We start from the raw sequence: 21,153 nt of genomic DNA, 5'->3' as shown, positions 1-21,153 counted from the left end.
TGGCATTTTCCGCACCTCGCACTACCCTCCCAACACCCGCAAAATATCCGAAGCGGCCTTGGCAATCTTAGTCCCCGGCCCAAAGATTCCCGCAACGCCTTGTTCATAAAGGAAGTCATAATCCTGATGAGGAATCACGCCACCTACGACCACATAAATGTCATCGCGGCCCAGCTTGGCCAGCTCGGCGATGGTTTCAGGTACAAGGGTTTTGTGCCCCGCGGCCAGCGAGGAGATCCCCAAAATGTGTACATCGTTTTCGGTCGCCTGCCGGGCAGCCTCGGCGGGGGTTTGAAACAGCGGGCCAATGTCCACGTCGAAGCCCAGGTCAGCAAAGCTGGTGGCAATCACTTTAGCGCCCCGGTCGTGGCCATCTTGCCCTAGCTTGGCAATCATAATCCGGGGGCGGCGACCTTCCTCTTTGGCGAAGGCATCAGCCAGCTCGCGGGCGGCCTTAAAATCTGCGTCTTGGTTCGTCACTTCTCCGGCATATACGCCGCTGATGGTCCGGTGAGTGGCCTGATAGCGACCATAGTGCCGTTCCAGTGCAGCGCTGATTTCGCCCAGGGTAGCCCGCACGCGCGCGGCGGCTACCGCCAGGTCCAATAGGTTTCCTGTCTCGTTTTTGGCTGCCTGGTACAAGGCTTCCAGTGCTGCGTCTACAGCGACCTGATCACGGTTGGCTTTCAACGCATTCAGTCGCTGCACCTGCGATTCCCGCACGGCGGTATTGTCTACTTCCAGGATATCAATCTGTGAAGCTTCCGTGGTTTGGAAAACATTGACGCCCACAATTTTCTCGCGGCCACTATCAATACGGGCCTGCTTGCGAGCCGCGGCTTCTTCAATGCGCAGCTTGGGCAAGCCTTCCTCAATGGCTTTCGCCATGCCGCCCAGTTCTTCTACCTCCTGCATCAGTTCCCAGGCGCGACGGACCAACTCCCCCGTCAGGTACTCCACATAATGGCTACCGCCCCAGGGGTCAACCGCGCGAGTGATATCCGTTTCTTTTTGCAGATAAAGCTGCGTGTCCCGTGCCACTTTCGCCGAAAAATCGGTAGGCAAAGCAATGGCCTCATCCAGCGCATTGGTGTGCAAAGATTGCGTCCCGCCCAAGGTTGCCGCCAGGGCTTCTATTGCTGTACGCGCTACATTATTGTAGGGATCTTGCTCCGTGAGGCTGTAGCCCGAGGTCTGGCAGTGTGTACGCAAGGCCATACTCTTGGCATTCTGCGGCCCAAATTCCTTGACGATCTTGGCCCACAACAGGCGTCCCGCTCGCAGTTTGGCGATCTCCATAAAGTGGTTCATCCCAATTCCCCAGAAGAAGGACAGCCTGGGGGCAAAATCATCAATCTTCAGGCCCGCTGCCAAACCGGTACGGATGTATTCCAGTCCATCGGCCAGGGTATAAGCCAGCTCCAAGTCGGCTGGTGCCCCTGCTTCGTGCATGTGGTACCCACTGATACTGATGCTGTTGAACCGGGGCATATGGGCCGCCGTATAAGCAAAAATATCGCCAATGATCCGCATACTTGGCAGCGGCGGATAGATGTAGGTATTGCGCACCATAAACTCCTTGAGGATGTCATTCTGGATGGTGCCGCTCAGTTGTTCAGGCTTCACACCCTGCTCTTCCGCCGCGACAATGTAGAACGCCATGATGGGAATCACCGCCCCGTTCATCGTCATCGACACCGACATTTTATCCAGTGGAATCTGGTCAAAAAGCACCTTCATATCCTCCACGGTATCTATCGCCACACCCGCTTTTCCTACATCGCCGCGCACCCGTTCGTGATCGCTATCGTAGCCCCGGTGGGTCGCCAGATCAAAAGCCACACTCAGTCCTTTTTGGCCTTGCGCCAGGTTGCGGCGGTAAAAAGCATTGCTCTCCTCGGCCGTCGAAAATCCTGCGTACTGACGGATCGTCCAAGGCCGCACCGCGTACATGCTACTGTAGGGGCCACGCAAGTAAGGCGGTAGTCCCGCTACAAACCCCAAGTGGTCGTACGCCGCCGTATCCTCCGCCCCAAAGCTGTTCTTGAGCCTTATCTGCTCGGGCGTCACCATGGGTGTAGACTCCCCCTGAGCAAGGTTCCGCAGGTTGGGCAAATCGTAAACTAAAGCTTGTTGGGTAAAATCTGGTCGGGCCATGCAAAGGTTTTTTCTTCAAAGGGTAAAATACGCCTTCTGCGGGATTTGTCGTAGTGGGAGGAGTAAAAAACGACGTGCCTGGTCGCTTTCTGATACCAAAAGACCAGTTAACCAATCTTTTGGTGTGAGACAGCCAAATTCTCTAATATAAAGACCAGTTAACCAATCTTTTGGTTTTTTAGTTGGGGCCGTAGCTGCGCTGCGCTAGCTACCGCCTGTTTCGCTGGAGGGACCGACACAGGATCGAGGCCTGCCTGCCAGCAGCACGTCAGGCAGGGAGGACAGCCCTATCCGCAAAAGGTTGACCTACTCCCCTCTCATCTGCAGCCCGCAACCACTGCAAAACTTAGGGTTACTTTCTCGTATAAGCGATTGGCTACACTGAGGGCAACGCCAGTCAAAAAGCAACCAAACAACTCCACCTACTAATGGGATCAACACCACCTCTACCATTTTCTCTGGCCACTGCAACAAAGCTAAGCCAATGATACTAATAGTGGCAGCGATTACCATTGTAACTATGACGATAATATACCGTTGACGCTTCTTTTTGTAAACAGCTCGATATTCTTCCCCTAACATGGAATAAATTTTTCCAAATACTTAAATGACCTTATATACCTTAATATGGTTCAAATCAACTTCCGTATCTTTGCGCCCTCAAATTTAAGTACTAAGATGAGTAAGTTTCTCGAAGAACTGGCCAAGCGCCGCACTTTTGGTATTGTTGCCCACCCGGATGCCGGTAAAACCACCCTCACGGAGAAGTTACTCCTCTTTGGGGGTGCCATCCAATCGGCCGGTGCGGTGAAGAGCAATAAGATCAAAAAAAGTACGACGTCTGACTTTATGGAGATCGAACGCCAACGGGGGATTTCTGTAGCGACCTCCGTCATGGCCTTCGAATACCGCGACTTGCAAATCAACATTCTGGACACCCCTGGTCACAAAGATTTTGCGGAAGATACCTACCGTACCCTCACCGCCGTCGACTCCGTTATCGTAGTGATCGACGTTGCCAAAGGGGTCGAGGAACAAACCGAGAAGCTGGTGGAAGTGTGCCGCATGCGCAAAACGCCCGTCATCGTGTTCGTCAACAAGATGGACCGCCCCGGTAAAGAGGCTTTCGACTTGATTGATGAAATCGAACAGAAACTACAGCTCAATGCTCGCCCGCTGAGCTGGCCCATCGGTATGGGCGACCGTTTCCAGGGCGTTTACAATCTGTTCGAACAACAACTCGTCCTCTTCCGCCCCGACAACAAGCAGGGCCGCCCGGAGGAGACCATCAAGTTCAAAGACCTCAATGATCCTGAACTGGTAAAAATGGTCGGCGAGGCTGCCGCTAAAGAACTACGCACCGAAGTCAACATGATCAACGAAGTATATCCTCCCTTCGAGAAAGAGGAATACCTGAGCGGTGATCTTAGTCCGGTTTTCTTTGGTTCGGCGGTGAATAACTTTGGTGTCAAAGAGTTGCTGGATTGTTTTGTGGAGATTGCTCCTACCCCACGGCCGCGCGCCACGGAGGAGCGGATTGTGAAGCCTACCGAAGAAGAATTTTCCGGCTTCGTGTTCAAGATTCACGCCAATATGGACCCCCGCCACCGCGACCGGATCGCCTTTATGCGCATCTGCTCGGGCACCTTCGAGCGCAACACCAACTACCTCCACGTTCGCCAGGGCAAGAAGATGAAATTCAGCAACCCTACCAGCTTCATGGCCTCCAAAAAAACGGTAGTCGACGAGGCTTATCCCGGCGATGTGGTGGGTCTCTACGATTCGGGCAACTTCAAAATCGGCGACACCCTCACCGGCGGCGAGGAGCTGCGTTTCAAGGGCATTCCCCGCTTTAGTCCCGAGCAATTCCGTTTGGTACTCAACGCTGATCCACTCAAGACCAAGCAACTCAACAAAGGCCTGGACCAGTTGATGGATGAGGGCGTTGCTCAGCTGTTTATCCGTGATTACGACCAGGCCAAAATCATCGGCACGGTAGGAGCCCTCCAGTTTGATGTCATCCAGTACCGCCTCGAACACGAATACGGCGCCATGTGCCGCTACGAGCCCCTCAACCTCTACAAAGCTTGCTGGATCACCAGCGACGACGAGGCTGCCATGAAGGAATTCCTCCAACGCCGCAAACGCGACCTAGGCACGGACAAAGACGGCGAAATCGTCTACCTCGCCGAAAGCGCCTGGAGCCTCAAAATGGCGCAGGACAATCACCCGAAGATTCAGTTTCATTTTTTGAGTGAGAATTGATACAGGGCGACATTAACATTTTAAACGAAAAGGGAGTTGCTTTGGTGAGCACTGCCCCACCTCCGATTTCTGCGAAATCACCTCCGCCCTGCGAAGGACAGTAGATTTGTGATCGGCGAGGTAGTTGTCTTTACGACTTGGAAAAATATTGACTCGGGTTTTCTCGGGCCACGGCCCGCCCATATCCTCCGCTCGGGCGGAGGTGGCCCGAAGGGTCGGAGGTGGGAGAATTTTGCCCCTACATAAAAACCGCATTTTGCGGGCACACAATAAGTAGTCTATATCGTAGGCTCGCTTGTTTCCTCTTCCACTACTGGCTCCTCGTCTTCGGGATCTTTTTTGAAGGCGAAGGGGAGCATGATGGCCAGCCCGACCATGATGGAGACGTCGGCAAAATTGAAGATGCCGGTGCGGATACCGAAGAGGCCCATGTTCATGAAGTCGGTGACGGCGGAGTAGATAATGCGGTCGTAGACATTGCTGATGCCGCCGCCAATGATGAAACTCATGCCGATAACTTGCCACTTATTGAGAGCCTTGGAAAACATGGCGTAAAGCGTAAGTGCCCCCAAGAGAATGGCAGGAAAGAGGTGTAGTACCAGGGTGCGTATCCAATCGGAAAGGTCAGAACCGAGGCTGAGGAAGGCCCCAGTGTTTTCGACGTAGATGAGCCGAAAAAAATCACCCCAGTACGATTCCATAGGGCGAAACTGCAGGGTGTTGCGCGCCCATACTTTGGTCCATTGATCCAGGCCGATATTGGCGGCTATGATGCCCAGCACGAGGAGGATACGTGTCCATTTCTTATTCATGGCGTAAAGATAGGAAAAGAGAATTTAGTGATACTGCTAGTTTTGATGCTGTTTTTCAGACCAATTGCTCTAGCAAAAGATTTCGCCACCGAGGGAAACCATCCACAAAGTTGGAGCCTGCATGCCGGTGGTTGATGGGCTGAAAAGTAAAATACGCTGATTGGTGATGGTTGTTGCGGTATTCCTGGCGGCCGTGTACTTTGATGAAATTAAGGATTTTATCCAGTTCGGAGAACCGCTGCCGGGCAGACAATTCCTCGGGATCAAAGCTCCATACATAGGTGGCGTGGCTGTTGAGGAGCTCCCAGATAAAATGCTGCTGCCGCTCGCCTTTGGCCAGAAAGATAAACCCGAAGAGGGGTGTGAGCGTAAACCGCAACTTTTCGGTCGGCGCGTGTACTTTGCCCGCCAGGAACTGGAGCTGCTTGGCGTTGCGTACTTTCTTGAGCGATAAAATTTGGGCCAGAATTTCTTCGCCAGGACTGCGCAAGGCATCTCCCCAGGAGCCGTCTTCGGTGTATTGGTCGTACATCTCGTCTGCGGTAAACAAGCTTTTGTCTACATTACTTTCAAATTTTGGCTTCTTCAGGAGCCGCTCGGCGGCTTGGGTACGGACCAGTTCCAGCAGACGCTCGTCGATGTTTTGCAAGACGGGGCTACGAGCAGTGACAGCTTTGCCGATGGCATCCGCTAGGGTGGTTTTTATTTCAATGGGTACCTGCCGTTGCTTGAGGGCTTTTGCGACGTAGCTTTTGACGTAATCAAACTCCGGGATGATAAAGTCATTGGCGATTTCGTAATCAATGGCGATGCCCCATTCTTCTACGAAGTGGGTGCCCTTGATCAGGCCCAGCGAGAAGCTCAAATCCTGAATGCGTTCCTGGAAATGGAGGTGAATGCTGGCGGGTTTTTCTAGCGGCGGAGGGGAGAAACCTGTTGGTTGCCAGTCCATTTCAATTTGCCATTCCTCGCGCGGCTTGGTCCAAATCACCTTTGGTGCTGGTGGTTCAGACTCAGGATTAGCCAGTATCGTCGTCAGGAGGAGACCATCATAATAAGAGAGATTGGCCTTGAAGGCCTCGGGGATAAAAGGACGAAACTGCAAGGCACTGATCGGTTGCTTGGGGCTTTGTTGTGCAAAGCCTTTTTCAAAAACGGCTTGAAAATCAAGCACCTCCAGTTCCAGTAGCTGTCTATCTTTTTGGTAAGCGCACATGCGGGCACGCCAGTAGATAGGCTCGTGTTCGCGAAAGCGGAAAGCACCCACGGGTAAATTCGTTGATGCCCATGCCAATCTTTCGGTAGGATTGTAATACACTCCCTCATTATCGACCTTGAGCAATATCGTTTTCATTTCACAGCGCCTTGTTACCGGTTTTTCAGCTGCCTTTCCAATGCTTGGCGTTCCTCTTCATTCATGTTATAAAGTTGTACCAACTCGGCAAGTTGGGGTCTAAAATACAGAAAAGCGGCCATTCCTACACAAAAATAGAGGATGGGCGTGAGGCTACCTTCCAACAAGGCTAAAATGAGGCAGAAGAGATTGCCGGCTTCGACCATCGCTGCGCGCATGATGACCGTAGTGCGATAGTGCAGCAACTTCCCCTCGTAGTTGAAATGGAGTTTGGGCAACTGATCTTTGCGGAGTTTATTGATCAACCAGGCGGCTCCGGCAGCTAAGAAGATAACCAAAATCCCCAGAAAGGGATAATCTGATCCTTCCTTCAGATCGCGGTCGGGTTGGGTAATCAGAAAGACGGTAAACAGGCTAAAAACCACCTGTCCCAGTACCAGGGCCACATAAATGAGAAATGTAGAGCGGAAAAGGGCGCGGGAGGAACGATGATCTTGTAGCATATTGAAGGATTTTAAAAGCCGTTTTAATCCGTCTGATCCGTTAGATCAGTGTTCTATCCTGGTTAGACAGAGCTTCTCATCAGCAACTTACTTCCCACCGAAAATACGAAAAAGCAGGCTGGCCTGCGCCGTAAATCCTTGGCTATTGGAAAAGATAAATCTATTATCCGAAGAAGAAAAGATACCTCCCAGGGCGGAACGATAACGCCCGTCTAATTGCAAGGTGAGATTCCCCAGGTAAATTTCGGCTCCTACACCTCCTGCCAGCCCGTATTGTAGCCGTTCTGGTAGTGGCTCTTCGTAGTAATCGCGGTAAAGGCTGGGGGCCAATCCAGCGGGAATGGTTTCCAACTGCCCGACGGGATAGCTCAAGTAGGAACCAAGCAATATCAGCGGGCGCACACTACGATTGCCAATGCTGATATGCGAAAAGGCGGCAAATTCCAGGTAATCAATCTCCCGGGTATAATTGCTTGCCAGTCCTTCGCGAGGTTCGGCCCAACCGCGTTGGTCATAAGCGACTTCCAGTTGCAATCCCAGGTGGGCCTGTCCTACGTAGCGAAATACGGCACCTACCCGATTGCCCACCAGGGTGGCCTGGTCGATTTGCGGAGAAAACATCACCGTATTCCAATTCATGCCATACTGCACCCCAAGGTAAGTTTGGGGGCGAAAAGCAGTACTGTCTTCTTGTGCGTAAACGACCGTGCTGAGCAAGCAACACGCCGCAAAAAAAATGGCCGTAACACCGTACCAACAAACTGTTTTTAGCATGCGAAAGGATTTATTTTAAGGCAAAGACTAAGTATTCGGTACTGTGAGATTTTATTCAACGTACTCCTGGCGAACAACCAGGGTCAAGTAGCCATTTTCCCGCTCGGTATAGCCCTGGTCGTAAACAAAACGGTACACGGTTCCCTTGCGGGTGACGTACTCGTTGGTAAAATAACGAAAATTGAAGCCGTTTTCCTGAAGTTTGTCTTTATGGCAGGAGGCTTTACCTTCGGGATTGAGGCTGGCAAGAATGCGGCGATTTTTTCGCAATATAGCATTGATATTGCGTACAAAATTGGTCTGGCTGCTATTCTGGCGATTGTGGTGGGTACTACGACAATTATCGGAGCAGAAGCGCTTATCCTGCCGGCCCGTCATTTCATCACCACAAACAATACAGTGTTTTTTTTCAGAGGTGGCCATGCGGATTGATTTTATTGCAATGGTCAAAAATAGACAATCTAGGCGGCTATGTCATAAAAAATCAATGGCGATTTGGATGGTTTCCTTGTGGCTACTCCATTTTATAGTCCTCCAAGGCAGGCTTCTGGTTAGGGGCGTGTGCGCAAAACGGAATTTTGCTTACTCCTCGACGTAGGCCAAGTCAACGCTGAATGAGACCAAATTTACGTAGTGTCACCTAATTAATCGGTGTTATTCTTGCCACTAGCACCATCAAAATGTGTCCTGCAGGAGGGACCGATCCACAGTGACGGTGGTGGGAGAGAAAACCACCTAAAACGAAACAACTTCCCTAGTAGCGACCACTGTCACCCCCGACCTGCGGCCACCCCCGCTAAGCAGGGGACAAAGATTGACTCAGCGGCAAACCCTGTCCTGCTCCCGGGCAGAGGTGTCCAAAGGACGGAGGTGGGAGAGAACTCCCCAAACGAAATAGCTCGCCTAGTAGCGACATCTGTCACCCCCGACCTGCGACCACCACCCGCTAAGCAGGGGACAGAGATTGACCCAGCCGCAAACCCTGTCCTCCGCCCGGGCAGAGGTGTCACGCAGTGACGGAGGTGGGAAAAGAACTCCACAAGCGAAATAGCTCGCCTAGTAGCGACATCTGTCACCCCCGACCTGCGACCACCACCCGCTAAGCAGGGGACAGAGATTGACCCAGCCGCAAACCCTGTCCTCCGCCCGGGCGGAGGTGTCCAAAGGACGGAGGTGGGAAAAGAACTCCACAAACGAAATAGCTCGCCTAGTAGCGACCACTGTCACCCCCGACCTGCGGCCACCCCCGCTAAGCAGGGGACAAAGATTGACCCAGCCGCAAACCCTGTCCTCCGCCCGGGCGGAGGTGTCCAAAGGACGGAGGTGGGAGAGAACATCGCCTAAAACGCAACAGCCTCGCCTAGTAGCGACATCTGTCACCTCCGACCTGCGACCACCCTCGCAAAGCGGGGATAGAGACTGACCTACACCGCAACTACTCCCCCTCTTCTTCTTCCTTGCCGGAGTAGGTCTCGAACCAGGCCAGCGTGTGGGCTATTTTGGTAATGAGGTTGCTGGGGCGAGCAGCAATACCATGACCTGCGCCGGGGATTTCTACCAAAACCGTTGCTATTTTTCTCAATTTCAGGGCGTGGTACAACTGCTTGGCTTCGCTGGGTGGAGTGCGCAAGTCTTCCATTCCGACCATGACCATGGTGGGCGTTTCGATGTTTTCTACCAGCGACAAGGGGGAGAAGCGCCAATAGTCCTCAACGTTCTCCCAGGGTTGGCCCTTGATGCGGTAGTTGGCGTAGCCGTAATAGTTGTCTGCTACCAGGGTTTTGCTGATCCAGTTGACGACGGGTTTGGCGACGACGGCTGCGCGGAAACGATTGTTTTTGCCGATCATCCAGGCTGTCATGATACCACCTGCACTACCGCCAGTGACGTAGAGTTGGTCTTCGTCGACGAGGTTTTCTTTCAGGAGATAATCTACGCCGTCCATCACATCCTGGTAATCTTCACCAGGATAATTGTGAAAAAGCAGGTTCGCAAATTCTTCGCCGTAGCCCGTGCTGCCACGTGGATTGGGATAGAAGACAAGGTAGCCCGCCGCCGCGTAGAGCTGCATCTCGGCCGAGAAGCGAGCACCATAATTGAGGATGGGGCCACCGTGGTTTTCTACCAGCAGCGGGTATTTTTTGGCAGGGTCGTAAGCTGGTGGCTTGACGATCCAACCCTGGATAGTGCGGCCATCAAAGGTAGAGGTGTACTTTACCTCTTCGACCTGCCCCAACTGGCGGTAGGTGAGTAAATCGCTGTTGAGTTGGGTGAGCAACTTGGGCGCCGCCTGTCCTTTAGAGAGAATGGCAATATCGGCTGGCCTGCTGGTGGTGGTATGCGCGTAGGCAATGGTGCCACCGGTAGCTACCGAGAACGAGCCACTGGCATAGGGGCGACCGATGGAAGTACCTCCCATTTGTTTGGCCAGGTCTTTTTGGACGCCACTGGTACTGAGGTAAGCGATTTTGGTGTCGCCCCAGTCGTCGTAAGTGTAGTAAAGGCCTTTGCCGTCGGCGGCCCAGCAGATGTTTTCTATACTGCGGTCGATCTTTGCGGAGATATTCCTTTTGTTCTCCCCGTTGGAGTCCATCAGGTACAAATCGGTCACCTGATAAGCCTGTACTTTATCCTCGAAGCTAAGGTAAGCGATGGTGTTGCCATCAGGCGAAACCAGGGGGCTTTCGTCGGGGCCATTACGCTGGGTAAGGGCGGTAATTTCACCCGTTTTTACGGCCAGCTGGTAAACTTCGCTGTTGTTGAAATCATACTCCCAATCCTCCTTCCGGTTGGCCGAGAAATAGATCAATGCGCCATCGGGCGACCACGACAGGCTGCTGCTATGGTTGAAATCGCCGCTACTCAGCTGGCGAGCGCTCCCTCCTTCGGCGGGGATGGTAAAAATGTGGGTGAAGCCTGGCTTGAGATAGCCGCGCCCATCGGCTTCGTGCTTGAGGCGGTCGGTGATTCGGGGGCTTTCTGCCCACTGTGCGCCTTTGGGTTTGGCGGGCATTTTGGCAATGACGGGCGGCGACTGGTTGACCATCATCGTGAAAGCGATCATGGTGCCATCAGCCGACCAGCTCAGATTGCCCGGGCTGTTCTCTAATTGTGACAAACGAGCGAAACGGCCCGTGTTGACCCAATAAAGATATATTTCGGACCCCTCGTCGGTGCTGCTGACAAAAGCAAGGCGGTCGCCGGTGGGTGACCAACGTGGAGAAGACTCGCTCCCCTCGTGGGTACTTAGTTTCTGATGGTTTGTACCGTCGGCATCCATGATCCAGAGTTGGCCAACAGCACGATCTTTCATGATATCAAAACCCATTCTACGGTAAACGATGTGAGCACCATCGGGTGAGATTTGCGGGTCACTGGCGTATTCCAACTCAAAAACATCGAGGTAAGAGAAGGGAGGAAGTGTGGAGGTCTGTAAGGCTGCTCCCTGGGTAAATAATAAATGGAGAAGCAGTAAAAAAAGGGTACGCGTAAGCATTGGCATATTGTGTTAGCTTGTGAATCTATCGTCTGTCAAGGTGAGATGAATCGCCTAATTTATCAAAAAAAATTCCAGATAATGGACTTTGGTCAAAGGATATACAATGATTGCTGGTCATAATGCAGTAAATCGAGATCAAACTATTCACATTTAATTAACTTAGGCGCCGGATTACCATAAATTACCAATGATCGATCTTTCCCTTTTTCAAACCAACGTGGCCAACCCTACGTTTATCTCCACGGCTTACGCCATGCTCCTGGCCTTTATTCTGGGGTGTTTGCTGGCTTTCACCTACGAAAAGACGACGGCCGAAATCCGGCTTTCTCATCATTTTTTGCAGGCATTAATATTGGGAGCCATCGTAGCAGCGACCGTGATGCACGCTATCGGTGACAGCTTGGCCCGAGGGCTGGGTATGCTGGGCGCGCTGGCCATCATTCGGTTCAGGACCTCCATCAACAATCCCCGCAATATCATCTTCATGTTTGCGGCCCTGGCTACGGGGATTGCCTGTGGGGTATATGGGTTCAACGCCGCCTTTGCGGGGGTGATGTCCTTTTGTGGAGCAGCCTTTATGCTGCGTTATTCTCCTTTCGGAAAAACCCAGGAATTGGGTAGTATTCGCTTCAAGCGCGACCGCGAAAACAGTTTTGATGAACAAGAGATTGAGGCCATCTTGCTGCGTTTTTGCAAGCGTATTGAACTGAGTCAGCTACAGCTTTCGGTAGAGGAATTTACGGAACGGGAGCTTTTTCGCTACGAATACATTATGGTTTTAAAACCAAAAGCGAAAGAGGAGGACTTGATGGAAGCCATCATGGCGACAGGGGTACTTTTCAACGTACGAATCAACCGCAAACAACAAACTGAAGTGCTTTAATTTTATGAAAATCAACCCAGTATACGTCCTGATGTTGATTGGCTTACTCGTCCTTGTTCCACTGGCACGAAAGATCCAACAACGACCTACTGCCTTTTACGGTATTGCCGAAAATCAGGATATTGATCTCAGCCTGGAGCACGCCGTAATGGTCAAGCGCATCCTGGTGAAGGAAGGAGAAGCGGTAAAGGCAGGGCAACTCCTAATGGTTTTGGAACGTACCAATATTCCTTTTTTACGGGCGAGCTTGCTGCAAGAAAAAAAGCAGCTGGACGCCGAACGGCAAGAACTGCTCACTAAAAACAACAATCGCCGTGAGGAACTCAACCAGGCGCAAGCAGCAGCAGCTTTTGAGCTGGAAAATCAACTGACCCAATTACTGGCCCAACAAGCCCAAAATGAGCGACTGCTAGCTGGGCTGGAAAGCGTATCTACCTCCGCCATCGCCAAAGAAACGCCCGAAATCACTGCGCTTAAAGCCGAGCAAGCGACCGTTACGCAACCCTACATTTTGCAAAAAAACAACTTGCAAAAGGAAACAAAAGCTGAGCTCAACAGCCTGACAGCAAGGCTAGAAAAAATAGACTTGGAACTGGCCGAACTGGAGCGGGAGTTCCAGACGCTGGAATTGAAATCGCCCATTGATGGTGTCATCGGAAAAGTCAACTTTGTTCCGGGAGAACAACCCTCCTCGCGCGAAACCCTTCTCAATATCTATCGCCTTCACCCCGATCAAGTGACAACTTATATTCCGGAAGGGCAACTGACCAGCCTGCAGCTGGGTGACAGCTTGGTTGTTCGCTCTATCCAAGATCAGGAATATGTGATCAGTGGGCAAATTATTGGCTTGGGCAACAAAATTCGAGAGCTCCCCATACGGATGCGACGCGACCCCGAAGTGCAGGCCTGGGGCCGCGAGGTGCTCCTGAAAATCCCCGACGAAAACGCGTTGATGCAAGGAGAGCGGGTCTTGATCGAACAAATCATTGACTAAACATGATGCGGAATACTTTGTGCAAGGGATGGATACTTTCTCTCCTGATCATTTGCCACCTCCCAGCTACGGCACAACAACCAGCTACCAGCACCGACATACTCCGTACTGCGCTACAGGATGAGGCTTACCAGCAGCAGGTAGCAAGTCAGGCTTTTTTTCAAAACTCCTCCCTTGATTTGCCTTACCTGGAAGAGTTGGAATTTCGTACCGAAACCCACGAATTCACCCCCAACCTTCAGGAATACGCGCTGCGGTTCAAGTTCAACTCCCGCCGACAAGTAAAAGTGCAAAAAGGGATTAATCAAGAAGAGCAGTCGCTGCGTTATTTCGCCCAACAAGCCTACCTCGAAGAACTCCTTTTCCACCGCTATCAACTGTTGGTAGATGTCTGGTACCACCAAGCGCAACTAGATTTACTGGCCACGCAAGGCCCTTGGTACCGAGATCAGGAACGGCTCATTCAACAGCGTATCGCCGAACGCGGCCAACGCAGCTACGACGATCTACTGAAACTTGAAGATGATCGCCTGGCTTTTCAACAACAGCAAGTAAAAAGCAGCCAACAACTTCAATTACTGACCAGCCTCTGCAATAGCTGGTTGGATGAACCCATAGATACCATTGCCTTTGCGTCCTTACCGCTACCCGCCGATATTGGGGTGTATTGGCAAGGTTGGCAATACGATACGCTGATTTTACCCTGGTCGGTACAAGCACAGCAAACGCAAAAAACACTGGTTTCCCTGGAATTGGCCGCAGAGCAAGCGGAGGAGCGCAACCGGCTCAACTTCTTCCAGATTCGCTACCAGGGAGACAATAACCCCATCCTCAAGGAGCAGCTTACACTTGGCGTGGGAATGACCCTGCCTTTTCGGTCGGCCCGCAGTGTGAAAAACCAATACCTCTTGCTAGAGCAGCAAGAAGAAAGCTGGCAGGAAACAGAAAAAACACGTAGCTGGCTGGAAAAACTACGCACCGCAGAAGCACAGCTCGCCAGTCAGTTGGATAACTATGACCAGGCAAAAACAACGCTCGACAAGTACCTCGCTCAATTTTCACCACAGCAATTGTCGGAACTGGGCGTTACGGAACCAGCACTGTTTATAAGAGCCCAAGGAGGAATCTTTCAACGCCAGCAACTGGTACTGGAAGCGCAGCAGCAGCTTTATCAGGATTATCTGAAGGTGCTCTTACTCTCTGGCCGGCTCAGTCAGGCACCTTACCGGAATTGGTTAAGTGTTGATCAGGAGGAGATTGGTATGTAGGTGCGGGTTTGGTACGGAGTGCGAGGTTAGCTGAACGCAACGTTTACACCCTTACACTTTTCCAACCCTTACACCTTTCAGGAGTGCGGGTTTGAACACGCTCTATGACGCCAATATCCAAACCAGATAAAGTCAATTTTCACCTACCTATCCCTCCACCACTTCAATGCTCGATAAAGCATAGACCGTTGCTGCTGCACGCGGTAATAAGTTGTTTTGGTGGCACCAAATTGTTCGCGAATGGCGGCAATGGCGGGAATCATGCTTCCTTCAAAATCAAAGATGGGGAGTTGCAGATGCTGCTGGGTGAAATCGAGTGCTTGGGCGATGAGCCAGATACCAGAACCACTGTTGCGCAGCTCGGGGTCATCGCCCGAGAGGTGGTAATAGGCCGCTTGTTGATCCCACATCAGGTAGGCAACCGAGTGTATACGCTCCTCGGCATCAATGGCCGTGAAAATTTGCCTTCTGCCCGCTTTAGCCAGGGCTTGATCGTGGCGTTCCAACTGTGCAAATGAATAAGGGAGTGACAGCCCCTGTCGGGTAAAACTCAGCGCATTGATTTGATAAAAAGTAGAAAGATCCAAGTCTGTTTTCAGGGTAAGTGCAGCATCGGCTTTACGAATATTCCGACGCATATTGCGGTTGATCCCAGCGCGCCAATCCTTTCCTTCTCCTAGCTGTAAACGGTGCGTGTGATAGGCAAAGGTTTGAAAACGCTCCGGTAGCAGAGGAACGAACGTATTCGCCAGCGGACTAAATTGCTGATCGATACCTGCCAGCTTCGGCAAGGCACTTAAAAGAAGGTCCACAATTTCCCGGGGAGGATCGCGCCTGATTTCAGGAGCAGGAAGGATGCCCATGTATTTGGTAAACAAAGGCATCGTCACGTAATGCAGCCCCAACTTGTGCTTGTGAAAATAAGGCAAGGCAGCCAGGGCCTTTGTACCTTCCATGACCAGCACGACCGACCATTGCCCACCCTCCGCAACAGCATTCAGGTACCAGGGCTGGCAGCAAAGCGGCAAATCTGCCAGGGTGGCACAAAAAGCCGCATAGTCTTCTTTTGATCGGCTAATTTCCAAATCGTCTATTTGAAAAACCTAAAGAGCAGGCTCAATTTATTTTTATGCTGTTCCTTTATTCCTGTGTGACCGACATTAAAAACTGGATCAACAGCCGGATGCCGTAGCCCGTAGCTGCTTTACCTTTGCCGTAAGGCGTATCCCCAAAAGCGGTACCCGCAATATCGAGGTGCGCCCAGGAAGGGTGGTTGTCGGTAAAAAACTCCAAGAACTTGGCAGCAGTAATCGCTCCAGCTACTGGGCGGCCGCTAAAATTCTTGATGTCGGCAACATCCGATTTCATATCATCGCCGTACTCTTCCCAGATGGGTAAACGCCAGACCCGCTCGCCCGTTTGCCGGCCAGCTTGTTCCAGGTGATGCGCCAATTGGTCATCATTACTGAACAGGGCCGCAGCCAGGTAGCCAAAAGTGCGAACGCTGGATCCCGTGAGGGTAGCCAAATCGATCACCACCTGTGGCGCGTGTTCGCGAATGATGTACGACAAACCGTCGGCCAAAATCAAACGGCCCTCGGCGTCGGTATCGATGACTTCAATGGATTTGCCGCTGTACGAAGAGATGACATCACTTGGCTTCACCGCCAGGGCGTCTACGGAATTATCCGTTGATGGAATTGCAGCGACCAAATGTACTGGCAATTTTAGCCTTGCGGCCGCTTCCATTGTTCCTAATACTGCTGCTGCGCCGCCCATATCACTCTTCATGTAGTGCATATTGGCGGAAGGCTTGATGGACAGGCCTCCGGTATCGAAGGTTACGCCTTTGCCCACCAAACCTACTTTTGGTTGGGTGCCATTGCGATTAGGGCCCTGGTATTCCAAAACGATAAATACGGGTGGCTCAGGACTCCCCAAATTGACCGCCAACAAAGCGTGCATACCAGCTTTGGTGATCTGGTCTTTGTTCCAGATGGTCGCCTTATAGCCATATTTTTCTGCCGAAGCTTTGGCCCAGGCTGCTAAATCCTGGGGTTGCTTAAAGTTGGCGGGAGCATTGACCAATGCCATGACTTCCGTTTGGGCCTGTGCGATGACCAAGCCTCGCTGGCAGTATTCTTTAGCCGCCGTTAATTGCTCCTCGGGGATAATGATGTTGAGTTCAAAATCGTCTTGTTGAACGATATTGGTGTAGCCATTACTGGTTTTGTAGCGCCCCAAATGGTAGCTTCCCTGCCAAAGTCCGTTGACAGCAGCCTCACTCAGCAAGCCAAACAAATCATTGCCTTCGGTAGCCGCCCAGTAGAGGGTTGTTTTGGTCGTAAACAGGTGACTGTGCTTGCTGGCCAGGTGTTGGAAAGCATGCAAGGTTTTGCTAAAATTGACATGATCTCCCAGTCCCAGAAGAACATAAAGTTGGTCGCCATTAGGGATACTCAGCACTTCCTTACTGCCTGCTTTGAAGCTCCGAAAGAGGGTATCTTCCTGTTGTCCAACAAGTTGACTAATGGTCTTTAGCGGAGCATCCGCAACTTGCCCCTGGTCTTGACTGACGGGGATAATGATGGTTTGCTGTGCCTTTGGTTGGAAATCCGTTTGAAATTGTAGCGTCATTTTCAGGTTTTTGGGATCCTAGGTGGTGGTTAATTGATCGTGGAAGAACAGCCAGCTCAGTGCTGCGGGAAACTCTTCTCCCCAACGGGCTTCATTGTGCTCGCCATCAGGATCGATAGCGAGATAAAACGCTGGTTTTTTGCTGGAAGCATGATTCTCCAAAGCTTTCTTTAATCGTTGCAGGTTTGGGATCATGGTACTGCTTTCCTTTTTACCGCCATAGAGATAGACCCTTCCGGAAAAAGGCTGTTTCATGTTCAGCAGTTGAAAAGGAATATTAGGCGTTACCCATAGCGAAGGGGAAAAGACCATCAAGCGGCCGTATACCTCGGGGTACATCATCCCGGCATAGATGCTGATCAGCCCTCCCATGGAACTGCCGCCAATACCCGTATTGTGGCAATCGGCCAGGGTGCGAAATCGTTGATCGATATAGGGCTTGAGCCTTTCGGCTAAAAATTTCACGTAAGAGCGACCTTGTCCTTTTCCAAACTGGGTAGAAGTCGTAGAGGGGGTAAACTCCACGATACGCTTATCCATGGCGTGGTCGATAGCGATAATAATGACATCTCCGCGTCCCTCCTGCTGCAATTGGGCGAGGCGTTTATCCACCGCCCAGTTGCCATAAGGAGCGTAATCATCAAAAAGATTCTGCCCATCCTGTAGGTACAAAACAGGATAGCGACGGTTGGTCTCGTAATAATTGTGAGGAAGAAGGGCCGCGATCCGGCGAGTCTGAACAGAAGCAGGCATGTCAAAATCCTGCTCAATGATTTCAATCTTTGGCAACAAATCCCCAGGATAAGAAAACCGGTCTTTTTTCCATCGCACGACCTCGTCGGTCACTTCGTGACGGGAACGCAAGACTTGCCGATTGGGCCGATCATTGCCGTGTTCATCGAGCTCCACATGGTCCCAGCTCCCGCGAGCATACTTGTATTCTAAAATCTCCGGCAGGCTATCCAGCGGAAGGGTAAGGCGAAAATGCCCGGCAGCCACTTGCTCCATTCGGCAATGGTCGTCGGCTACGCGCCAACGATTGAAGTTGCCTACTACATAAATGGCTTGCTCTTCTTCATTGCTGGTAAGAAGATTAAGGGTAAAAGTAGTCCCGTTGTTAGCCGAAACGCTGCTTGCCATGTTTGGTTTTCGTAAAGTTCACAAAGATAGGGATTTCAAGGATGTGTGCTAATGATTCTTAAAAATCTCCGCTAACTTTACTCGGCTACGGAAAAAATGGTAAGTCCCTTAGTGCCCCTACCCGGGGGTAGTGGGAGGACAAAGCGGAGTTGTCAGGTTGCGCTTTAGGCTACGTATTCGCAATGCGCAATCTGTTACCTATATGCAACGATTTATTTTTGGCGATTGCTTATGCGAAACGGGAATATGCGTATTTTGTCCATGCAGGGGTACATTGTACGCAACAGAGGCGACGGAGATAGGGGGATTTAGTGCAATGCGTTAAAGCTGAGTTGAACTAAACCGCCACAGGCGGTAGCCTCCCCTTCGATCAAAGATTTTCCCTCCCCTTGACTGGTATAGTTATGTGTCATTGATTAAGGTGATTAATTCACCAAACATCAATGTTATGAACACATTTCATGAGTCCTTTCTGACCTGGCTTACTCGTCGTGGTTATGCTGAAGCGACGATCAAGAGTTATTCCTTGGGCGTAAAACAGTTGTCTTTGTACTACGGACGGTGCCCCTCACAAATTAGCAACGCTGAGTTGATGGCTTACTTTGATTACTTGCGAGACGATCGTCGTCTGGCACAGGGAAGTATCAATGGAGCTTATACTGGCATTAAGCTCTTTTGGGAAATCAGCCTTAACAGGGAATGGCCAGCGAAGCATTTGCCGCGCAGCCGTCAGCCCAAGACCTTGCCCGAAGTGCTGTCGCGAGAAGAAGTCCGTTTGTTGATCGACGGGACAAAAAACACCAAACATCGTTGTATTCTACAAACCTTGTACACTACGGGTATCCGCCTGGGTGAGGTCGTAAATTTGAAGCCCTGCCATATTGATTCGAAGCGGATGGTGGTGCGAGTGTGTCAAGGCAAGGGGGCCAAAGACCGGTATACTATTCTGAGTGCAACGCTATTGGAATGCTTGCGGGCTTATTATCGGGAGTGCCGCCCCGAGTGCTATTTGTTCGAAGGGCGTGATGCGGGCCGTCCTATTTCTAAACGAACGGTGCAGGCCGTTTTTCGTCAAGCTTGTGATCGGGTGGGCATAAAACGCAAAGTCAGTGTACATACGCTGCGTCACAGTTTTGCGACTCACCTTTTGGAAGGCGGATTGGATGTGATCACCCTGAAGAACCTGATGGGGCATCGTAACTTGTCGACCACGGGGCGTTATCTGCACGTTGCCATTGACATTCGTGGAGAAGTAGAAGACCTGATCGGTGGCTAGGCTGGAGGTCGCCGATATCCTAAATCGCTACGGGGAGCAGTACGCAAGAAAGCACAAATTGAGTGCTCAGCAGTCCCGTGTCATCGGCGCGTTGACCAAATGCCGTACGGCAGACTTGGGCGGCCACGTCTCGGTGTGCAATGAATGCGGAGTGACCAAAGTGTTTTACAACAGTTGCCGTGATCGTCATTGCCCGAAGTGCCAGTCGCTGGCCCGCGAACAGTGGCTGGATAAGCGGCGGGCGGAGTTGCTGCCAGTCCAGCATTATCATTTGGTCTTTACGGTTCCTCCTGCGCTACACGATTTACTGCGCTACAACGAGCGGGTGGGCTACAGTGAGCTGTTCGGCCAGGCCTGTTCGGCCAGGCCTGGTCGGCCTTGCGAACACTGTGTGCGGAGGAGAAATACCTGGGTGCCCGACCTGGGATGCTAGCGGTATTGCATACTTGGGGTCAGAACCTACATTATCACCCTCACGTACACGCGCTGGTGCCGGCCGGCGGGCTGAGCTTCGATGACCAACGTTGGCGGAGACCCAAATACAAGAACTACCTGGTGCCAGTCAAAGCCTTATCCCGCCTCTTCCGTGGGCGACTGGTGGCGGCTTTGCGCCAACGCTATACCAACAAGGAGTTGGTCTTGCCACCGGGTACCTCGCTGAGGAATATTCTGGATGCAGCGATGGCCAAAGACTGGGTGGTATACACCAAGGAACCGTTTGCGGGACCGGGTAAGCTGTTGAACTACCTAGGTCGTTATATAAAACGCATTGCGATTAGCAACGACCGTCTGATCGACATGAGCAATGACCGCGTACGTTTTCGCTACCGCGACTACGCCGATAATAACCGTAGTAAAGTGATGGATTTAGCAAGCGAAGAGTTCATCCGTCGCTTTTTACAACACGTACTTCCGGCAGGCTTTTGCAAAGTCCGCTATTACGGCTTACTGGCCATCAGGAATCGTAGTCGCCGGCTCCAGCTGTGCCATCGGTTGCTGGGGCGCAGGTATCAACCGTCGGCCAAGAAGAGTTGGATCGAACTACTTATAGAAGTGACGGGCCAGGATCCCCGGCTGTGTCCCGACTGTAAGTCTGGTCACTTACTGGTCGTCGATCACTTGATCCCCAAAGTAGGGTCCCGAGCACCGCCAAGACTCATCCGCAGATCCGATCTTCAACAGCTAAAACCCACGACACCGACTTTGTGATCATCACAGAGCTGGGAGAGTTATGCTCTGGATGAAACCAAATAGTGTTCCACCAAAACGACGACCGGAAAATCCCAAAAAATCCTATATTTAGCCTGGCATCAAGTGAGCAGGAAGCCTGAAAAGGATATGCGGAAAGAATAGAAAGCCCATAGTAAAAGCCGGCGGCATCGTTCAACTTCCCTGCATCCGCCATCCCGGCTTGAGGCCGGAACGGCGGATGCAGGGCTTATCGTTGAACGGCGGATGCAGGGCTTATCGTTGGGCGAAACCTGCGGGTGAAATTTCAAATATTTAGGTACAGTTATGAATAAACAGTAGCATGTTCAGTTCAATTTACACATAGACGAGAAAATAGTATACTAAAATTTAAGTAGGTAAG

At 51.6% G+C, this 21,153-nt stretch carries 17 protein-coding genes; 7 read left to right on the top strand and 10 right to left on the bottom strand.

What is annotated here, in order from left to right; all coding sequences use genetic code 11:
- Positions 1 to 21 precede the first annotated feature (21 nt).
- Positions 22 to 2,157: a methylmalonyl-CoA mutase gene (scpA, locus tag AB0L18_RS10890; protein WP_367392620.1), complete on the bottom strand. Its 2,136-nt coding sequence runs from the start codon at positions 2,155 to 2,157 to the stop codon at positions 22 to 24.
- Between the two features lie 678 nt (positions 2,158 to 2,835).
- On the opposite strand from scpA, the gene AB0L18_RS10885 reads away from it, so the two are divergent.
- Positions 2,836 to 4,422 carry a peptide chain release factor 3 gene (locus AB0L18_RS10885; RefSeq protein WP_367392619.1) on the top strand — a complete coding sequence of 529 codons (1,587 nt, stop codon included), beginning with the start codon at positions 2,836 to 2,838 and terminating at the stop codon, positions 4,420 to 4,422.
- A 278-nt stretch (positions 4,423 to 4,700) separates the two neighbouring features.
- Here AB0L18_RS10885 and lspA read toward each other — a convergent pair whose 3' ends face one another.
- The 6 genes from lspA to AB0L18_RS10855 form a co-directional block, all read right to left on the bottom strand.
- A complete protein-coding gene (gene lspA, locus AB0L18_RS10880; protein ID WP_367392618.1) occupies positions 4,701 to 5,234 on the bottom strand; it encodes a signal peptidase II in 534 nt (177 codons plus the stop codon).
- Between the two features lie 55 nt (positions 5,235 to 5,289).
- The gene (locus AB0L18_RS10875; protein WP_367392617.1) at positions 5,290 to 6,588 is read right to left on the bottom strand and encodes a hypothetical protein; all 1,299 of its coding nucleotides are present in this window, start codon (positions 6,586 to 6,588) and stop codon (positions 5,290 to 5,292) included.
- Between the two features lie 14 nt (positions 6,589 to 6,602).
- Positions 6,603 to 7,091: a hypothetical protein gene (locus AB0L18_RS10870; RefSeq protein WP_367392616.1), complete on the bottom strand. Its 489-nt coding sequence runs from the start codon at positions 7,089 to 7,091 to the stop codon at positions 6,603 to 6,605.
- 87 nt (positions 7,092 to 7,178) lie between these two features.
- Positions 7,179 to 7,865, bottom strand: coding sequence for a porin family protein (locus AB0L18_RS10865; RefSeq protein ID WP_367392615.1), 687 nt, complete (start codon positions 7,863 to 7,865; stop codon positions 7,179 to 7,181).
- A 51-nt stretch (positions 7,866 to 7,916) separates the two neighbouring features.
- Positions 7,917 to 8,288: a DUF2116 family Zn-ribbon domain-containing protein gene (locus AB0L18_RS10860; protein ID WP_367392614.1), complete on the bottom strand. Its 372-nt coding sequence runs from the start codon at positions 8,286 to 8,288 to the stop codon at positions 7,917 to 7,919.
- Positions 8,289 to 9,300: 1,012 nt separating this feature from the next.
- Positions 9,301 to 11,361, bottom strand: coding sequence for a prolyl oligopeptidase family serine peptidase (locus AB0L18_RS10855; RefSeq protein ID WP_367392613.1), 2,061 nt, complete (start codon positions 11,359 to 11,361; stop codon positions 9,301 to 9,303).
- Positions 11,362 to 11,551: 190 nt separating this feature from the next.
- Here AB0L18_RS10855 and AB0L18_RS10850 point away from each other — a divergent pair, with 190 nt between their 5' ends.
- From AB0L18_RS10850 to AB0L18_RS10840, 3 genes are read left to right on the top strand one after another with little or no spacing between them, the layout of a single operon-like run.
- Positions 11,552 to 12,247 (top strand): DUF4956 domain-containing protein, encoded by a 696-nt coding sequence (locus tag AB0L18_RS10850; RefSeq protein WP_367392612.1) that lies wholly within the window; start codon positions 11,552 to 11,554, stop codon positions 12,245 to 12,247.
- 4 nt (positions 12,248 to 12,251) lie between these two features.
- The gene (locus AB0L18_RS10845) at positions 12,252 to 13,241 is read left to right on the top strand and encodes an HlyD family secretion protein (RefSeq protein WP_367392611.1); all 990 of its coding nucleotides are present in this window, start codon (positions 12,252 to 12,254) and stop codon (positions 13,239 to 13,241) included.
- A 2-nt stretch (positions 13,242 to 13,243) separates the two neighbouring features.
- Positions 13,244 to 14,509 carry a hypothetical protein gene (locus tag AB0L18_RS10840; protein ID WP_367392610.1) on the top strand — a complete coding sequence of 422 codons (1,266 nt, stop codon included), beginning with the start codon at positions 13,244 to 13,246 and terminating at the stop codon, positions 14,507 to 14,509.
- A 143-nt stretch (positions 14,510 to 14,652) separates the two neighbouring features.
- Here the strand turns inward: AB0L18_RS10840 and AB0L18_RS10835 are convergent, their stop codons facing one another.
- Genes AB0L18_RS10835 through AB0L18_RS10825 form a run of 3 tightly spaced genes read right to left on the bottom strand, consistent with a single transcriptional unit; the run spans position 14,653 to position 18,286 of the window.
- A complete protein-coding gene (locus tag AB0L18_RS10835) occupies positions 14,653 to 15,594 on the bottom strand; it encodes a GNAT family N-acetyltransferase (RefSeq protein ID WP_367392609.1) in 942 nt (313 codons plus the stop codon).
- A gap of 55 nt (positions 15,595 to 15,649) precedes the next feature.
- The gene (locus tag AB0L18_RS10830) at positions 15,650 to 17,146 is read right to left on the bottom strand and encodes a M17 family metallopeptidase (RefSeq protein ID WP_367392608.1); all 1,497 of its coding nucleotides are present in this window, start codon (positions 17,144 to 17,146) and stop codon (positions 15,650 to 15,652) included.
- 18 nt (positions 17,147 to 17,164) lie between these two features.
- A complete protein-coding gene (locus tag AB0L18_RS10825) occupies positions 17,165 to 18,286 on the bottom strand; it encodes an alpha/beta hydrolase (protein ID WP_367392607.1) in 1,122 nt (373 codons plus the stop codon).
- A gap of 448 nt (positions 18,287 to 18,734) precedes the next feature.
- On the opposite strand from AB0L18_RS10825, the gene AB0L18_RS10820 reads away from it, so the two are divergent.
- The 3 genes from AB0L18_RS10820 to AB0L18_RS10810 are packed head-to-tail and all read left to right on the top strand — an operon-like array spanning position 18,735 to position 20,771.
- Positions 18,735 to 19,562, top strand: a complete 828-nt coding sequence (locus tag AB0L18_RS10820) for a tyrosine-type recombinase/integrase (protein WP_367392606.1) — start codon at positions 18,735 to 18,737, stop codon at positions 19,560 to 19,562.
- Positions 19,555 to 19,995 (top strand): transposase zinc-binding domain-containing protein, encoded by a 441-nt coding sequence (locus AB0L18_RS10815; RefSeq protein ID WP_367392605.1) that lies wholly within the window; start codon positions 19,555 to 19,557, stop codon positions 19,993 to 19,995. The genes AB0L18_RS10820 and AB0L18_RS10815 overlap by 8 nt, the downstream gene beginning before the upstream one ends.
- Positions 19,941 to 20,771 (top strand): transposase, encoded by an 831-nt coding sequence (locus tag AB0L18_RS10810; protein ID WP_367392604.1) that lies wholly within the window; start codon positions 19,941 to 19,943, stop codon positions 20,769 to 20,771. Before AB0L18_RS10815 ends, AB0L18_RS10810 begins: the two co-directional genes overlap by 55 nt.
- The last annotated feature ends 382 nt before the right edge of the window (positions 20,772 to 21,153 follow it).

The sequence above is a fragment of the Lewinella sp. LCG006 genome (assembly GCF_040784935.1).
GTDB lineage: Bacteria > Bacteroidota > Bacteroidia > Chitinophagales > Saprospiraceae > Lewinella.
Note: the sequence above shows the minus strand (reverse complement) of the source record. Positions and strands in the feature narration are given on the sequence as shown.

What these genes read in the sequence shown, in the direction of transcription:
- scpA (WP_367392620.1), bottom strand. Translation starts at nt 2,157, where the DNA reads ATGGCCCGACCAGATTTTACCCAACAAGCTTTAGTTTACGATTTGCCC.
- AB0L18_RS10885 (WP_367392619.1), top strand. Translation starts at nt 2,836, where the DNA reads ATGAGTAAGTTTCTCGAAGAACTGGCCAAGCGCCGCACTTTTGGTATT.
- lspA (WP_367392618.1), bottom strand. Translation starts at nt 5,234, where the DNA reads ATGAATAAGAAATGGACACGTATCCTCCTCGTGCTGGGCATCATAGCC.
- AB0L18_RS10875 (WP_367392617.1), bottom strand. Translation starts at nt 6,588, where the DNA reads ATGAAAACGATATTGCTCAAGGTCGATAATGAGGGAGTGTATTACAAT.
- AB0L18_RS10870 (WP_367392616.1), bottom strand. Translation starts at nt 7,091, where the DNA reads ATGCTACAAGATCATCGTTCCTCCCGCGCCCTTTTCCGCTCTACATTT.
- AB0L18_RS10865 (WP_367392615.1), bottom strand. Translation starts at nt 7,865, where the DNA reads ATGCTAAAAACAGTTTGTTGGTACGGTGTTACGGCCATTTTTTTTGCG.
- AB0L18_RS10860 (WP_367392614.1), bottom strand. Translation starts at nt 8,288, where the DNA reads ATGGCCACCTCTGAAAAAAAACACTGTATTGTTTGTGGTGATGAAATG.
- AB0L18_RS10855 (WP_367392613.1), bottom strand. Translation starts at nt 11,361, where the DNA reads ATGCTTACGCGTACCCTTTTTTTACTGCTTCTCCATTTATTATTTACC.
- AB0L18_RS10850 (WP_367392612.1), top strand. Translation starts at nt 11,552, where the DNA reads ATGATCGATCTTTCCCTTTTTCAAACCAACGTGGCCAACCCTACGTTT.
- AB0L18_RS10845 (WP_367392611.1), top strand. Translation starts at nt 12,252, where the DNA reads ATGAAAATCAACCCAGTATACGTCCTGATGTTGATTGGCTTACTCGTC.
- AB0L18_RS10840 (WP_367392610.1), top strand. Translation starts at nt 13,244, where the DNA reads ATGATGCGGAATACTTTGTGCAAGGGATGGATACTTTCTCTCCTGATC.
- AB0L18_RS10830 (WP_367392608.1), bottom strand. Translation starts at nt 17,146, where the DNA reads ATGACGCTACAATTTCAAACGGATTTCCAACCAAAGGCACAGCAAACC.
- AB0L18_RS10825 (WP_367392607.1), bottom strand. Translation starts at nt 18,286, where the DNA reads ATGGCAAGCAGCGTTTCGGCTAACAACGGGACTACTTTTACCCTTAAT.
- AB0L18_RS10820 (WP_367392606.1), top strand. Translation starts at nt 18,735, where the DNA reads ATGAACACATTTCATGAGTCCTTTCTGACCTGGCTTACTCGTCGTGGT.